Source organism: Streptomyces sp. CA-106110, assembly GCF_050936285.1.
GTDB lineage: Bacteria > Actinomycetota > Actinomycetes > Streptomycetales > Streptomycetaceae > Streptomyces.
This window is the reverse complement of sequence record NZ_JBNJNB010000001.1, coordinates 179,850-192,963: the sequence shown is the minus strand read 5'-3', so window position 1 is coordinate 192,963 and position 13,114 is coordinate 179,850. Positions and strand designations below refer to the sequence as shown.

At 69.5% G+C, this 13,114-nt stretch carries 15 protein-coding genes and 1 pseudogene; 4 read left to right on the top strand and 12 right to left on the bottom strand.

Annotated elements, in window-relative coordinates:
- Window positions 1-193: 193 nt before the first annotated feature.
- Window positions 194-397 carry a cold-shock protein gene (locus tag ACQEXA_RS01035; RefSeq protein ID WP_432938323.1) on the bottom strand — a complete coding sequence of 68 codons (204 nt, stop codon included), beginning with the start codon at window positions 395-397 and terminating at the stop codon, window positions 194-196.
- Between the two features lie 699 nt (window positions 398-1,096).
- Between ACQEXA_RS01035 and ACQEXA_RS01030 the strand changes: the two genes are divergently transcribed.
- On the top strand, window positions 1,097-2,317 hold the full coding sequence (locus ACQEXA_RS01030) for an RNA-guided endonuclease InsQ/TnpB family protein (RefSeq protein ID WP_433128154.1): 1,221 nt from the start codon (window positions 1,097-1,099) through the stop codon (window positions 2,315-2,317).
- A 191-nt stretch (window positions 2,318-2,508) separates the two neighbouring features.
- On the opposite strand, the gene ACQEXA_RS01025 is transcribed toward ACQEXA_RS01030, so the two are convergent.
- Together ACQEXA_RS01025 and ACQEXA_RS01020 are read right to left on the bottom strand one after the other, a co-directional pair.
- Window positions 2,509-3,153, bottom strand: coding sequence for an FMN-dependent NADH-azoreductase (locus ACQEXA_RS01025; protein ID WP_432938327.1), 645 nt, complete (start codon window positions 3,151-3,153; stop codon window positions 2,509-2,511).
- Between the two features lie 91 nt (window positions 3,154-3,244).
- Window positions 3,245-3,970: a DsbA family oxidoreductase gene (locus tag ACQEXA_RS01020; RefSeq protein WP_432939972.1), complete on the bottom strand. Its 726-nt coding sequence runs from the start codon at window positions 3,968-3,970 to the stop codon at window positions 3,245-3,247.
- A gap of 82 nt (window positions 3,971-4,052) precedes the next feature.
- Between ACQEXA_RS01020 and ACQEXA_RS01015 the strand changes: the two genes are divergently transcribed.
- Entirely contained in the window at window positions 4,053-4,562 is a 510-nt protein-coding gene (locus ACQEXA_RS01015) for a winged helix-turn-helix transcriptional regulator (protein WP_432938329.1), read from the top strand.
- 92 nt (window positions 4,563-4,654) lie between these two features.
- On the opposite strand, the gene ACQEXA_RS01010 is transcribed toward ACQEXA_RS01015, so the two are convergent.
- The 6 genes from ACQEXA_RS01010 to ACQEXA_RS00985 all read right to left on the bottom strand — a co-directional run bounded on the left by ACQEXA_RS01010 (window position 4,655) and on the right by ACQEXA_RS00985 (window position 10,093).
- Window positions 4,655-4,966 carry a hypothetical protein gene (locus ACQEXA_RS01010; RefSeq protein WP_433128152.1) on the bottom strand — a complete coding sequence of 104 codons (312 nt, stop codon included), beginning with the start codon at window positions 4,964-4,966 and terminating at the stop codon, window positions 4,655-4,657.
- Between the two features lie 241 nt (window positions 4,967-5,207).
- A complete protein-coding gene (locus ACQEXA_RS01005; protein ID WP_432938334.1) occupies window positions 5,208-5,567 on the bottom strand; it encodes a hypothetical protein in 360 nt (119 codons plus the stop codon).
- A 24-nt stretch (window positions 5,568-5,591) separates the two neighbouring features.
- Window positions 5,592-6,182 carry a hypothetical protein gene (locus ACQEXA_RS01000; protein WP_432938337.1) on the bottom strand — a complete coding sequence of 197 codons (591 nt, stop codon included), beginning with the start codon at window positions 6,180-6,182 and terminating at the stop codon, window positions 5,592-5,594.
- Window positions 6,183-6,579: 397 nt separating this feature from the next.
- Window positions 6,580-8,877 (bottom strand): FtsX-like permease family protein, encoded by a 2,298-nt coding sequence (locus tag ACQEXA_RS00995; protein WP_432938340.1) that lies wholly within the window; start codon window positions 8,875-8,877, stop codon window positions 6,580-6,582.
- Window positions 8,874-9,572, bottom strand: coding sequence for an ABC transporter ATP-binding protein (locus ACQEXA_RS00990; RefSeq protein ID WP_432938343.1), 699 nt, complete (start codon window positions 9,570-9,572; stop codon window positions 8,874-8,876). The genes ACQEXA_RS00995 and ACQEXA_RS00990 overlap by 4 nt, the downstream gene beginning before the upstream one ends.
- The gene (locus tag ACQEXA_RS00985; RefSeq protein WP_432938346.1) at window positions 9,569-10,093 is read right to left on the bottom strand and encodes a PadR family transcriptional regulator; all 525 of its coding nucleotides are present in this window, start codon (window positions 10,091-10,093) and stop codon (window positions 9,569-9,571) included. The genes ACQEXA_RS00990 and ACQEXA_RS00985 overlap by 4 nt, the downstream gene beginning before the upstream one ends.
- A gap of 173 nt (window positions 10,094-10,266) precedes the next feature.
- Between ACQEXA_RS00985 and ACQEXA_RS00980 the strand changes: the two genes are divergently transcribed.
- Window positions 10,267-10,416 carry a hypothetical protein gene (locus ACQEXA_RS00980; protein ID WP_432938349.1) on the top strand — a complete coding sequence of 50 codons (150 nt, stop codon included), beginning with the start codon at window positions 10,267-10,269 and terminating at the stop codon, window positions 10,414-10,416.
- A 463-nt stretch (window positions 10,417-10,879) separates the two neighbouring features.
- Entirely contained in the window at window positions 10,880-11,299 is a 420-nt protein-coding gene (locus tag ACQEXA_RS00975; RefSeq protein WP_432938351.1) for a peptidoglycan-binding domain-containing protein, read from the top strand.
- 165 nt (window positions 11,300-11,464) lie between these two features.
- On the opposite strand, the pseudogene ACQEXA_RS00970 reads toward ACQEXA_RS00975, so the two are convergent.
- The 3 genes and pseudogenes from ACQEXA_RS00970 to ACQEXA_RS00960 all read right to left on the bottom strand — a co-directional run.
- Window positions 11,465-11,757, bottom strand: a pseudogene (locus tag ACQEXA_RS00970) (hypothetical protein); the annotation flags it as partial.
- Window positions 11,758-11,832: 75 nt separating this feature from the next.
- Entirely contained in the window at window positions 11,833-12,171 is a 339-nt protein-coding gene (locus ACQEXA_RS00965; RefSeq protein WP_432938354.1) for a hypothetical protein, read from the bottom strand.
- Between the two features lie 133 nt (window positions 12,172-12,304).
- Window positions 12,305-12,826 carry a hypothetical protein gene (locus ACQEXA_RS00960; RefSeq protein WP_432938357.1) on the bottom strand — a complete coding sequence of 174 codons (522 nt, stop codon included), beginning with the start codon at window positions 12,824-12,826 and terminating at the stop codon, window positions 12,305-12,307.
- Window positions 12,827-13,114: the final 288 nt, after the last annotated feature.

The window sequence follows — 13,114 nt, the reverse complement described above, 5'->3', positions numbered from 1 at the left end:
GAGGTGCGCGCCCGCTACGTGTTGGGCGCCCGCCTGGTGGCGTCCCCGAGCCCGCGCTGCGCTCTGGGAGCCGGCGGCCGCGCGGACGAGGGCCGGCCCGGTTGATGTCGGTGAGCCCGGAGTGCTTGCGGCCGGCGGCCGCACACGCGGGCCCGGCACCCTTCAGGGTGCCGGGCCTGTTCGCGTGCTGGGGTCAGATGACGCGGATGTTTTCCGCCTGGGGGCCCTTTTGGCCCTGGGTGACGTCGAACTCCACGTGCTGGCCCTCCTGCAGTTCGCGGAAGCCCTGAGCGGCAATGTTGGAGTAGTGAGCGAAGACGTCCGGGCCGCCGCCCTCCTGCTCGATGAAGCCGAAGCCCTTCTCCGAGTTGAACCACTTCACAGTGCCCTTGGCCATGCCTGTCTCCTTCGTAGGGGGTTCGGGCCTGCACGGTGCGGGCCCGGAGGTGATCGCCCTGGTCCGAAGAGGGCTGACACAGCAAAGCGCCCGCGGGCAAGGTGTCCACGGGCGCACGACTCGGAACCACGACTGCTCTGGGGACAACGCTAACGCCTCTGCTGCCACGGCGCATCGAGAAGCGTTCCTCGCCAACTGTCTGCCATCGCTGGTCGACTTCAGGTGAAGCGCGGCGCGACACGCTTGGACGGTTGGGGCCGGGACGTCGGCCGCTGCTCGATACTGGTGGGAGGCCCGCCACTGGCGCTTGCGGCAGGCCGCCTGCCGCTGTTCAGCAGCCGACGGCTTCCTTTCTGGTGCCGGCACCGACCCGGTAGCGCACGTGCCGGCGGTCGATCTGTTGCGGGCTTGGGACCTTCTGATCCGTTGGGGCGTGCAGCACCATCACGAACCGCTGGCCTGCAGGGATGGTTGGGCTCGTCCGCCGATTGCGGGCGTGCCACCGTGCGTGGTTGTTCACCGGCTTTCTCCGAGGATGCCCCGGCCTTCAGGCCGGGGAGGAATCGGACTCCTGCGGAGCAGGGCAGGGACAGCCGGATCGCCGTCAGGGCGATCCGGCGTCCACCCCGCACGGCCGTGATGCCGCCCACAACGGTCAAGAACTCTCAACTGTCAGTCCTCCCAGGTAGGTTCGGATGCATGACGACAGAAGCGACCACGAAGGACACCGGGCATGCCCGGTACACCTTCCGTGTACGCCTGTCGAAGACAGCCCGGCGCGCACTCGAAGCCGAGTGGGATCGCTGCCACTGGATCTGGAACGAATGCGTGGCCAAGTCCCGGCAGGCCCACGCGCAGAGCAGAGCGGGCGGCGAGAAGTTGACGTGTGGTCCGGCGCAGCTGGACAGGATGCTGACCGACGCCCGCGGGGTGACAGCGTGGCTGGCCGAGGGCGCGAGCGTGCCGCAGCAGCAGGTGATCCGGGACTTCGCCAAGTCGAGGGCGAAGGCGCTGAAGGACATCAAGGACGGGCTTGCGCAGCACCGCCGGGCGGGGATGCCCCGCTTCAAGCGCAAGCGGGACAGCCGACCGTCGCTGAACTACACCCGGCGCGGTTTCCGCCTCAAGGAGGGCCGCCTGCACCTTGCGGGCCAGATCGTGCTGAGCGTGGTGTGGTCGCGGGCTCTTCCGGCCGACCCGTCGAGCGTGCGCGTGTACCAGGACACGCTCGGACATTGGTACGCCTCCTTCGTCGCCCCGGCCCAGGTCGAGCCGCTTGTGGAGACCGGCCACGTCCTGGGCGTGGACTGGGGTGTGAAGGAGACCGCGACCACCACGGATGACGCCTACGACCTTCCGCATGCCGAACACGGCAAGCGGTCCGCTCAGCGGCTCGCGAAGTACCAGCGGATGATGGCCCGGCGCCGGCGACCGAAAGGACAGCGTGCATCCACCGGCTACCGGAAGGCGCAGGCACAGGCAGCGAAGCTGCACAGGAAGATCGCGCGGCAGCGTGAGGACACCGGCCGCAAGTGGGCCAAGGCCGTCATGCGCGATCATGACGGAGTGGCGGTGGAGGACTTCCGCCCGAAGTTCCTCGCGAAGACCACCATGGCCCGCAAGGCGGCCGACGCGGCCATCGCGGCGACGAAGCGTGCCCTGGTCGAGATGGGCCGCAAGCACGCACGGGACGTCCGCCTCGTGCACCCGGCGCACACCACGATGGACTGCGCGCAGTGCGGAGCGAGAACCAAGCACGCACTACCTCTCTCGATGAGAACCTATGCCTGCACCGTGTGCGGAGCCGTCTCCCCCAGGGACAAGAACTCCGCCCGCGTGATGCTGGTCCGGGCAGGTTGGAACCCGGACGGTGTCGAGGGCGTAAGACCTCCTGGTCCGCTGGACCAAGAGGCGGCCTGAGCCGTACATCCCCGCTCAACCCTGGAGGGTGGAGAATCCCCTCCCTTCAGGGAGGGGAGCCTTCAACTGTGTTGATGTCGGTGGCTGATGTTACGCGCCAGGCCTTGGAATTGCGGCTTCGTCACGCGTACCGCCACGCCTGGGGCGGTGGGGCTGTGGTGGCCCCACCGCGGCGGCGGTGCCGGGGTGAGTCAGGCGGTGGGCTGCTGGCTGATCTTCTCGGCCTGCGCGCGGGCCTGTTCGTGGGCCCCTGCCAGGGAGGCCTCGTGGGCCGGGATGAGGTGGGCGAGCGCCGGGACGACGGGGGCCTTGGTCAGCTCGGCGGTAAGGGTGGAGACGTCGAGGCCGAGGTAGGCGGGGTCGCCCAGGACGGACTCCAGGGTCGGGACGAGGAAGTCCTTGCCGTGGTTGGGGGTGCCGGGGCCGTAGCCGCCGCCGCGGGCGGAGATCAGCACGGCCGGGCGGCCGGCGGCGGGGGCTGTGCCGGTGGGGTTGATGGTCCGGCCGACGACGATGACCTGGTCGAGCCACGCCTTGAACACCGAGGGCATCGTGCGGTTGTACATCGGCACGGTGAACAGGTAGGCACTGGCCCCGAGGAACTCTTGGATGAGTTCGTCCTGGACGGCGGCGGCTGCGGCCTGCTCCGCGGTGTGCTGGGCGGGATCGGTGACCTGCGCGGAGATGGCCGCCGCGCTCAGGTGCGGCACGGGTTGGGCGGCCAGGTCCCGGTGGACGACCTCGCCCGTCCAGGCGTCCCGGAAGGAGTCGGCGACCTGGCGGGAGACCGAAGCGGTACCGAGGGAGGATGAGTCGATGTGCAACAGGTAGGACATGAGAAACGATGCCTTTCGTACGGGGTGATGGAAGGAGGGCCGCGCTTCATGCGACCCACCGGGCCATGAGTGGAGCGGACCAGAGCGGGGGTCAGCCACGGGCGGCGGGATGGGCGGGTAGCGCGCATCCGTCCGGGCCGCAGACCCCCTCGGCGTCCCTGGCCGGGGTCTGGACGGGCTGCGGGTGGGTGGCGTCCCATACCTGTTGGAAAACGCCGAGGAGTGTGTCGGTTTCCTGGGCGCCGAAGAGGGTGTACTGGCCGTCGATGACGAGGAAGGGCGCGCCGCGGGCGCCGCGGGCGCCCGCGCGGCGAGCCTCGTCCTTCACCTGCTGCCTGAAGCGGCGCTCGGTGAGGGCCTGCCGGGTCCCGTCCCGGTCCAGGCCGAGTTCGTCGCTCAGTTCGAGCAGCGCATCCACGTCGAAGAGCGAGCGGGCCTGGCCGAAGTAGGCGCGAAAGCTCAGGTGCCACGCCTGCGCGTGCTTGCCCTGGGCGGTGGCGTGGGCGAGGAACTCGTGGGCCAGTTGGGTGTCGGCCTTCTTGTTGTCCAGCACGATGTAGGGCCTCAGCCCCTCGCGCTCGGCCAGCACCTCGATGCGGCGGGTGGCTGCCTCGACCTGGGCGTCGTCCATCCCGTACTTCTGCTTGAGCATCTGCCGGGTGGGCACCGCGGGGCTGCTGGAGAGGCCGGGGTCCAGCGGGTAGGAGCGGTGGATGAGCTCGATGTCGCCGCCGTGGGTGAACCGGTCCACGGCTCTGTCGAGACGATGGTTGCCCAGACCGCACCACGGGCACGTGAGGTCGGACCAGATTTCCACCTTCAACGGCGGGCACCTCCAATACTTACGCTTTGGATGTAGCGCCATGATGGGCCAGTATGGAATGCCGTACAAAAGGCACATGCGTGTGCGCGACCGGAAGGAAATGTGCGCCATGGACATCGCCGCAGGTCAGGTCGCAGGCGAGACGGACATCGCCGCAGTCTCGGGGCCCTGTGCCCGCTGGCCGGCGGAGAACAGGGAGATCATCCGGCAGATCCTGGACCGGGCCGGCGACAAGTGGAGCACGCTCGTGATCGCCGCCCTGGACGACGGCCCGCTGCGCTACACCGACCTGCTGCGCCGCATCCCCGGTATCTCCCAGCGCATGCTGACCCTCACCCTGCGGCAGCTGCATCGCGACGGACTGATCACCCGCACCGCCTACGCCGAGGTGCCGCCGCGCGTGGAGTACGCCCTCACCCCCCTGGGCCTTACCCTGCACGGCATCGTGGTGTCCCTGATCGACTGGGCCGGCATCCACCACGACGAGATCCGGGAGAACCGGGCCCGCTTCGACACGGCCACCAAAAAAAGCCCCGCAGAACGGGGTGGGGAAGGTTCCCGTGCCCGGCGTGGGCGGACCAGCTGATACGCGGCGCGTGCACAACCAGTACGAACGCGGGGGCTCCTGCCCCCCGGCGGCAGGAGCCCTCCAGATGCCGGTTCAGCCTTCGCCGCAGATCACAGTCGCCCGGTGAGCAGCAGCAGCGGCGCCGGCAGGAGCGCCTGGGGGGTGGTGGCGCTGCCGACCACGGTCGCGGCTCGTGCGCTGACATCGACGCCGACGGGTCGGACAGCGGAGCCTTCCGCCGGCCCGGGCAGGGTCTGGAGTCGTACGGCGCCGTGGTTCCACTGCACGGCGATGTCCTGCTCCTGGGCGGTGTCCTGGCCCACGGCGACCACGCCGCCGGGCGCGATGGCGGCCGAGGAGAGCGGACCCGCCCCGGCGGGTGCTTTGACCTGCCGCCAGCCGCTGCCGTTCCAGCGCAGCACGAGAATGGCCGCGGTCGTTCTCGGTGGTCACTACCCTGCCGACGGCCCACACATCGCCGGCGCGCTCGGCGGTCACCGCGTTGAGCTTCCCGTACAACCCGTCGATCGAGGGCTTGGGCAATTGCTTCCAGTGGGCGTCGTCGTAGTGAAGAAGTACGGGCTGGTCGCCGGTGTCGAATCCGACGGCCCACACGTCGTGCGCGGAGACGGCGGTGACCGCGTTGAGCACGGCGACCGGGGCCTAGGCAGGCAGCGGCACGGCCTTCCACGCGGTGCCGTCCCAGTGATCGAGCAGCCCGGTGAATTCGCCGCACTCGTCGTCGGCGGTGGCCCAGCCGACACCCCAGGCGTTGGTCGGGGAGACGGTGGCCACGCCGAGGAGTCCCGCGCCGTTGTTGGGCTGGACCGGTGCGCTGACGGTCCGCCGGGTGGAGCCGTCCCAGTGCTCGGTGAGAATGCCGGCATCGCCGGCGTCCCCCGTCAGCCAGACGTCCTCGGGGGACTCTGCGGGGACGGCGTCGAACGGGAGCCCGACACCTGGTCGCCCGGGGTGGTGGACCGCCGCCAGCTGAGGCCGTCCCGGTCGGCATAGGTCGGGCACCGGACCGCACTGCTTCGCCGCGCCTCAGGGCGCTGTCGGGGTCGGGCGCTTGGTGCGGGGCCTGCGGCGCACCGTCCCGAAGGGCTTGACGTACGAAACTACGACGGTCGCGATCAGCACACAGCAGGCCGCGCCCGAATCGCGGACCAGCCCAGTGGCGTCGGCGACAGGATGCCGGGCCAGCGCCGCCGTGGCTGCCGCGCCCAGGCCCGGAACCAGCACGAACGTGGCCAGGCCGGTGCCTGCGGCCGTCACCGCGAGGCTCATCACCACCCACCAGTAGCGCAGCAGACCCCAGGGCGTGAGCAGCCCCAGTGCGACGCCGGTGGCCAGGGCCAGCACGGCCAGCGGCAGGAGCAGCAGCTCGCCGATCAGGTGGGCGGCCGGATAGACGGTGACCGGGTCGCTGCCCAGCCGCCCCGCCGAGGCCAGGGCCAGCACGGCGGCGTCACTGCCCAGCAGTCCGACCGAGACCGTCACGTGTGCGGCCCGTAGTACCTTGCGCCACTGCGGCGGCAGCAGTGTGCCGCGGCGGCGGGGGCGGTGCGCCTCGTGCGGGTGCGTCGTTTGGGTGGTGGGGGCGAATGGGGCGGGATTCTGCGTTGGGGTGTCCACGGGCCTCGCGTCCTCGGTGTCCGGTGCGTGTCCTGTCGGGGGTCGAGCGTCGCCTTTGATCCTGGACGCGGGCCGTGCGGATGTCGTCGGCCCCGGGGCGGCACTCCGCCTACTACGCGGGAAGTAGCGGATCGACCGGTCGACAGGCAGGCGCCCGTCCAGATCTGGCTCTGGCCTGGGCATGAGTGAAGGTCGGTTTGGCGAGGTCGAGGGTGTTGTCCAGGACGGTGACGAAGCCGTTCAGGTGCTGTGGAGCGGCTTGTTCCTGATCGTCCGGCGTTTCAAAGATGCGCCGTGAGGATCCTGCTTGAGACGCCCAGTCGGCGATCCCGCGGCCCTGAACGAGGGACGGCTCGGGCCGGCTGCAGTCAGCCGGTCCGAGCCCTTGTCGTACCTGCTACTCGTTGCGTGCCGTTTCGGGTCCCGTGATGCGCCTGAGCAGCGGCATGGTGGATGCGATGACCCCCAGCGAGGCGACGAGCCCGGCGAACACGATCGCGTAGTACTGGATCCCCGGTGCTCGGATCGAGTACCTGAACTGGGCCTGTACGAACAGCTGGGCAGCCAGGAAGCCCATCCCGATCGCCACCACGGCGACCACCAGGAGCGGGACCGCGCTCTCCAGCAGTACCACCCGCCGCAGCACCCCGAGCGGTGTGCCGGTCAGCCGCAGCAGGCTGAAGGGGCGCTTGCGGTCGCGCAGGCCGCCGGCCACGCTCACCGCCAGGCTGCAGCCGGCGATGGGGAAACTGACCAGGATGACCGTGTCGGCCAGTTGCTGGTATCCGGCGAGCTGTGCGCCCCTTTCGGCGTGGTCCTCGCGGACGGTCCGTGGGACGTCCTGGTCGGGATACGTGTTCGCGAGGATGGTGCGTGCGCGTTCGATCGCTGACTTCGATCCGTTGGTGGCCACGACGATCTGCTGGACCGGGAGGCGGGCGAGGCTCTGGGCGGAGATGCCGGCGGCCGGCCATGCCGTGGGCCAGTGTTCCCAGTTGTACGTGCCGAAGGTGCCGTAGTTCTGGGGGACCGACGCCGCTTCGGCTCCGGAGGCGCATGCGCTGTGGGCAGGCATCTTCGCGAGCTCCGCGCACGAGGCCAGGCCGGCCACCGGCGGTGTCACAGAGCCTGGGGAGCCCTGAGCGGCCGGGTCCGGGGTGCCGAGCGGGTTCGTGTGGATCATCAGCACGCCTTCGACGCCCGGTACGGAGTTCAGCTCGCCGAGCGTGGCCTTCGAGAGCGGGGGCACGCTGCCGATCTGGCGTCCGGTAGTGCGGTTGAAGCCTTGGACGTAGTTGGCGCCCAAGGCGCCGGCGACCGTCCGGCCGGCCTGCGGGATGCTGCGCTCGGCGTTCAGCGAGCCGATAATCCCGACGGCCGCGCTGGTGACGCACAGGGCGAGGACCAGCCCGCTGACCGCGCGGAAGCCGGCCTTCGGGTCGTCCGCGAGCCGCCGGCTCGCGACGAGCAGCGCGGGCCGGCTGGTGAGCCGGGCCAGGACGCGGGCTCCGGCCATGGTCAGCCAGGGGCCGGCGATGACGAGGCCGGTCAGGACCAGCAGGATTCCCGGGACGAAGACCCAGATCTGGCCGTTGGTGCTCCTGGGCACCCGGCCGATGGTGTACGAGAGTTCGGCGATACCGGCGGCCAGTGGGATGACCCGGTAGACCCGCGGCGGGCGCGGCGTGACGCGTCGGGTGACCCCGAGCGGGGACACCTGCACTCGGCGCAGGGCGATCCGGGCCGTGATCGTGGCCCCCACCGGGACGGCGACGGAGACGAGGAGGATGTTGCTGGTCCGGAGCGTGAGATCGCTGGCGAAGTACGGCGTACCCGTGAGGTTGACTGCCGCCAGCTGCGTACGGAACAGGTAGAAGAGGCCGAAGCCGACGGCCGTCCCGATGACCGCGGCGACCGTCGATTCGACGGCTGAGATCATCGAGATCTGCCGCGGCGTGGCGCCGACCAGGCGCATCGCGGCGAAGCGCTGGTCACGGCGGGCGGCTGCCAGCCGGGTGGCCGTGCCGATGAGGATGAGCACAGGGAAGATCAGGGCGGTGCCCGCGACGGAGAGGATGAGCTTGATGCCTCTGCTGTCGATGCCCGCCCTGACCGTACAGTTCGTTCCGTTGCAGCTGCTTGGGGCCACGGTGGTGATCGAGGTGGCCCGGGTGGCGTCGTGCTGCTTCGCGAGTTGGTCGGGGCTGTGGCCGATGACGACGACCAGGGAGTCCGGGCCAGGGAGCGCCGCCTTGCCGACCGTGCCGACCTGGTGGCCGGGGTAGCGGTCGGCGAGTTCGGCGGCCGGGGTGGAGTGGAGGATCTTGCTGAGGGCCGGTGAGGCGTAGAACTCGCCCGGTCCGGGAAGGCGTGAGAGCCCCGGTGGGACCGGGGAGTTCGGACCGGTGGCGGCGACGTCGACGCGGCCGATGATCTGGCCGTCGAAGTGGTCCGCCCTGAGCAGCCACCACAGTGGGTCCGTGTCCGCCTTCGCCGCCGACTGACTCGACGCGCTCTTGCCGGAGCCGGTGTTGAACCAGGCGTTCCGGCTGTTCTGGGTGGCGGTGGCGTTGATGGTCGCCAGGATGCTCAGCAGCAGGCCGACGCCGAGGGCGACGGCGGCCGCGATGACGGCGAGGCGGGCGGCGGCCTCCCTGCCGCCGCTCAGGGTGAGGCGCAGTCCGAGGCGGATCACGAGGTGAGCCGCCCGACGGACAGCGGCGTCACCTTGCCGTCGCGGACGATGACTTCGCGGCTTGCGAAGGCGGCCACCCGCGGCTCGTGGGTGACGAGGACGACGGTGGTGCCCTCCTCGCGCACGGAGGCGACCAGCAGGTCCATCACGTGCTCGCCGGTGAGCGAGTCGAGCGACCCGGTCGGCTCGTCGGCGAACAGCACCTTGGGCCGGGAGACCAAGGCGCGGGCCAGGGCGACACGCTGTGCCTGCCCGCCGGAGAGTTCGCCGGACCGGCGCCCCTCCAGACCGTCCAGGCCGAGTCGCCCGAACCACGACCGGGCCTCGGCCAGCGCGCTCGCCCTGCGGGACTTGGCGAGCAGCAGCGGCAGGGCGACGTTCTCCTCGGCGGTCAACTCGGGGACGAGCTGACCGAACTGGAAGACGAAGCCGAAGTGATCCCGGCGCAGCGCGCTGCGCTCGGGCTCGCGCTGGGTGTCGACGCGGCGGCTTTCGAACCAGATCTCGCCGGAGTCGGGTACGAGGATCCCGGCCAGGCAGTACAGCAGCGTGGACTTGCCGGAGCCGCTCGGGCCGGTGACAGCGAGGATCTCGCCGGCACGGGCGGAAAGGTTCGCACCCTGCAGCGCGGGCGTCTGCCCGAACGACAGGACAGCGTTTCGCGCTTCTACGAGGAAGCCTTCGTCCGAACTCATGAGCGCACCTCCGCTGTCAGGGCGGCGAGCCGCGCCACGGTCTGGTCGATCCACCGCAGATCGGCCTCCAGGTGGTACACGCCGTGGTCGGCGAGCAGCGACTCGATCGTGCTGCCGCTCCGGCGCAGTTCAGTGAGCTCCCGCATCCGCTCCATGTGGGCGGCACGCTGGATGTCGAGGTACGCGCGGGGGTCGCGCTCCAGCAGGAGCGCCAGTACGACCTTGGTGAACAGCACCGTCTGCAGGTGCGGTTCACCCGCGACCGGCTCAGTCAGCCAGGTCTCGACCTGCGTGACCCCCAGCTCCGTGATCACGTAGCGCTTGCGGTCCGGCCCCGACCCGGGCTCGGTCTCGCCGACCTCGACCTTCCCGTCGCGGGCGAGGCGGCCCAGGGTCGAGTAGACCTGCCCGGCGGGCAGCGGCTTACCCCGACCGAAGTAGGTGTCGTAGTCGCGCTTGAGGTCGTAGCCGTGGCTCGACTCCCGTTCGAGGAGTCCGAGGAGTGCCAGAGGGACAGTCATACCTCAGTGTCTACACTCAGTATCTAGTCGAAGTCAACGGGCGTGCCGCCTGGGTCGATTGGCTGGGATTACGTGAAGACAGCGTCGGTCGGCCAGCGGGTGCGGGCGACTACGGGGAGCGCATGACCGCCAGGGTGGGCAGGTTGGTGCGATCGCCTTGGGGTGTAGCTCTCATGGACGAGGTGGTCATGCCCGAGGACCACCAGCGGATCATGGACGTGGTGCGGCGTGCGCAAGCGCCGGTCACGGTCGAGCAGATCTGCGCCGGGATGGGGTTGTCCACCGAGCGGGCCCGCTCGGAGGCGATGCGCGCGCGAAGCTGAACCGGCTACCCACCGCTGCAGTGACGGCCCGGCAGTGGCTTTCCCAGCCCGGACGGACGGTTCAGGCCGATGTCACGCTGTTACGCCGACCGCACTGCCTGAGAAAGCAGTGCGGATTGCTGGTGCATGCCGGGCCGCAAGGCAACTGGCTCATTGGCCGCACACGGTGCACCGTGCGCTGGAAGGCGCCCCTGAGCGCATTCCAGATCGCCTTTAAGGGCCGCCGGACCCCGAGCGACAACTGACCCGCTGAACAATCAGGATCAGCCGTTGATCTGACGTACCCTCCGCTGCCAGTGGGGGATCGGGTTGCCGCCCGCACGTCTCAGGTATGTGGTTGCGGTAGTGGCCCGTGCACAGAGGGTGGTCGTTTCGTGAGGGCGTTGCTAGCCAGCCGCGTCAGCCGATCGGCTGACGCGTATCCCTCGTGAGGAGTCTCATTGCTTCAACCAGGCTGGGTCGGATGCGATATGTGCTCCCCGTCGTTGCGTTGGTGCTGGCTGGCGGTGTTGCCGGCGTCGCCCCGGCGACGGCTTCCGTTGCCTCGCTGCCGATCTGCACGGCCGATGTGGCAGCGGCGGGCGTGAGCGGGTTGTGGCTCGAAGTGCCCGGCACGTCTTCCGGAAGTTCGAGTTGTTACCTCGCGCAGGGCGACTACAGCGATGCGGTCAGCGCGCTGCAGTTCTCGATGGTGCGCTGTTATGGCAAGAGCATCGCAGTCGACGGGGACTTCGGTCCGGCGACCAGGAATGCACTGCTGTCGGTTCAGAGGACGATCGGTGCCGCGCAGGACGGTGTGTACGGCACGGAGACGCGCGGCAAGATCCTGCATGCCGGTACCGGCAACGGCTGTCAGAAGTGGTCGCACGACGGCTGGACGTGATTGATCGTCGCCCGGGTCGCAGCGCCATGACCGGGCGGCATGATTGTGTGACGGCGTGTTGGGCCGGCTCAGGGCCCGCACGCCGTCACGGTCGGCCACCACGCGGAGTTCGAGGCGGGGCTCGTACGCGTACACGACCCCTTGGGTGTAGTCGAGTCGGCCTGAGAGTCTTGGGCCGGCCGCTCTTGTCCTTCGGGTAGAGCGCCTCGAAGCCGTCGGCGTTGAAGTGAGGGGTCACGTGCCGGGTGCGGGTCCGCGCTGGTGAAGGCGCCCTCAGCGATGTTCGCTACGGGCATGTTCTGTGCGGATGACAGCACCATCTGGGCCCGCCGCCAGGTCACCACCGACCCCGTGCCCCGGCGGATGATCCGCAGCAGGCGCTGGCCCTCGTCGTCATCGATCTCACGGACGCGTACTCCTTCTGCAACCCGGACAGCTTGACGGCCCGTAACCGCCAGAGCGATCACCCGGGCGGCTCGCTACATCGCCGATGCGCCGGATCGCGGCCGGGCCAGTGTGTCCCGGGGACCGGATTACCGCATCGGGTCCGGGTGCGGCGAGACGCGCGGAGTCGTCGCCTTGCCGGGCCGGGGCTCAGCATCGCCGAGGTAGTAGACGGCTCCGGATTCACGGCGCGGTGTGTTCACGACCACCCAGCCCACGATTTGCCCCCGCGTGTCCCGGACTTGCCAGGGATCGAGACCTGCCCCCCAGTACACCCGCTGTTCGGAGCGTTCTCTGGGGGCGAGTCGACCGGTCATGTCATGGCAGTCATATCCATGGCGGTCGACACACTCGAACAGGACGGCTGGGGAGTCGGTGTCATTGACGAAGGCGACAGAACTGAAGTTGGCAGGGTCTGTGGGATCCATGGTTGCATCGCAAGCACTCAGAAGTCCCACGACGAGTGCAGCAACCGGCCAGGTTCGGCGCGGACAAGTACCCAAGTGGAACCTCCCGTTCGGCGACGGAGCCTACAGCAGGCCAACGTTGCCCGATGCGGCACTAGGACGCGAGGTGGCGTACCGATGAATAGAGGTACTGGCCCTTCTCCAAGGGCTGATCGGGAACGTGTCCCTGCCACAGCATGACGCCGTGGCGCCGTTCCCAGTAAGCGGCGTATGCCGCCTTGGCGAGCCGATCCGGCACAAGCACCAGCGGCATGATGGCCACCCAGGACTCCCAGAACAGGGCAGCGACCAGCGTCGGCACCACCAGGAAGGCAACGAATCGTAGGGCCAGGCTACGAGGGAGAGACTCGCCCAGCGTGGGAAGCACCGTGTCGGGGTTCAAGGCAACCGCTCTCTCGAAGTCCCGCTTCCCGCCGTCCACCCTCGTCCAGCGGGTGCAAGCGAGCACCCCGGACACGGCACTTCCGACGCTGAGCGCGATGAAGGCAGCGATGGCCGGCCGACCGGCGTCCGCGTTGGGGATGCCGCGCACGCCGAACGTCACGGGCGCGCTGATGGCTACGGCGCACGCGGCCTGGACCACCATCGTCAATTCGTTGTGGACATACCTGCGCATGCTCTCCCCCTCCCCGCCCGCCTGCTCACGTCGAGTGCTGCACCCACTATGCGCGCGGTGTCCGCCCCGAGAACCTGCTGGTTCGCCCTGGGATACCGTCACGTCCATCGCCGAGTGCCTCGGCGTCAGAAGGAGCACGATCTACAAGTACGTGTCTGAAGTGGCGGGCGGTCGAGTCACGCTCGCCGAGGTGAGGGCCGCAGTCGAACGGCCTCAGCCCGTGAGGCCGGCGGAGTAGGCCTGTGGTTTGCGGCTGGTGACACGGTTCTTACCGGCACAGGTCGTGGA

Bases quoted from the DNA above. Each gene is read 5' to 3' on its own strand.
- ACQEXA_RS01025 (WP_432938327.1), bottom strand. From the start codon at position 3,153: ATGTCCTACCTGTTGCACATCGACTCATCCTCCCTCGGTACCGCTTCG.
- ACQEXA_RS01035 (WP_432938323.1), bottom strand. From the start codon at position 397: ATGGCCAAGGGCACTGTGAAGTGGTTCAACTCGGAGAAGGGCTTCGGC.
- ACQEXA_RS01015 (WP_432938329.1), top strand. From the start codon at position 4,053: ATGCGTGTGCGCGACCGGAAGGAAATGTGCGCCATGGACATCGCCGCA.
- ACQEXA_RS00965 (WP_432938354.1), bottom strand. From the start codon at position 12,171: ATGGATCCCACAGACCCTGCCAACTTCAGTTCTGTCGCCTTCGTCAAT.
- ACQEXA_RS00980 (WP_432938349.1), top strand. From the start codon at position 10,267: ATGGACGAGGTGGTCATGCCCGAGGACCACCAGCGGATCATGGACGTG.
- ACQEXA_RS00990 (WP_432938343.1), bottom strand. From the start codon at position 9,572: ATGAGTTCGGACGAAGGCTTCCTCGTAGAAGCGCGAAACGCTGTCCTG.
- ACQEXA_RS00985 (WP_432938346.1), bottom strand. From the start codon at position 10,093: ATGACTGTCCCTCTGGCACTCCTCGGACTCCTCGAACGGGAGTCGAGC.
- ACQEXA_RS01030 (WP_433128154.1), top strand. From the start codon at position 1,097: ATGACGACAGAAGCGACCACGAAGGACACCGGGCATGCCCGGTACACC.
- ACQEXA_RS00960 (WP_432938357.1), bottom strand. From the start codon at position 12,826: ATGCGCAGGTATGTCCACAACGAATTGACGATGGTGGTCCAGGCCGCG.
- ACQEXA_RS00975 (WP_432938351.1), top strand. From the start codon at position 10,880: ATGCGATATGTGCTCCCCGTCGTTGCGTTGGTGCTGGCTGGCGGTGTT.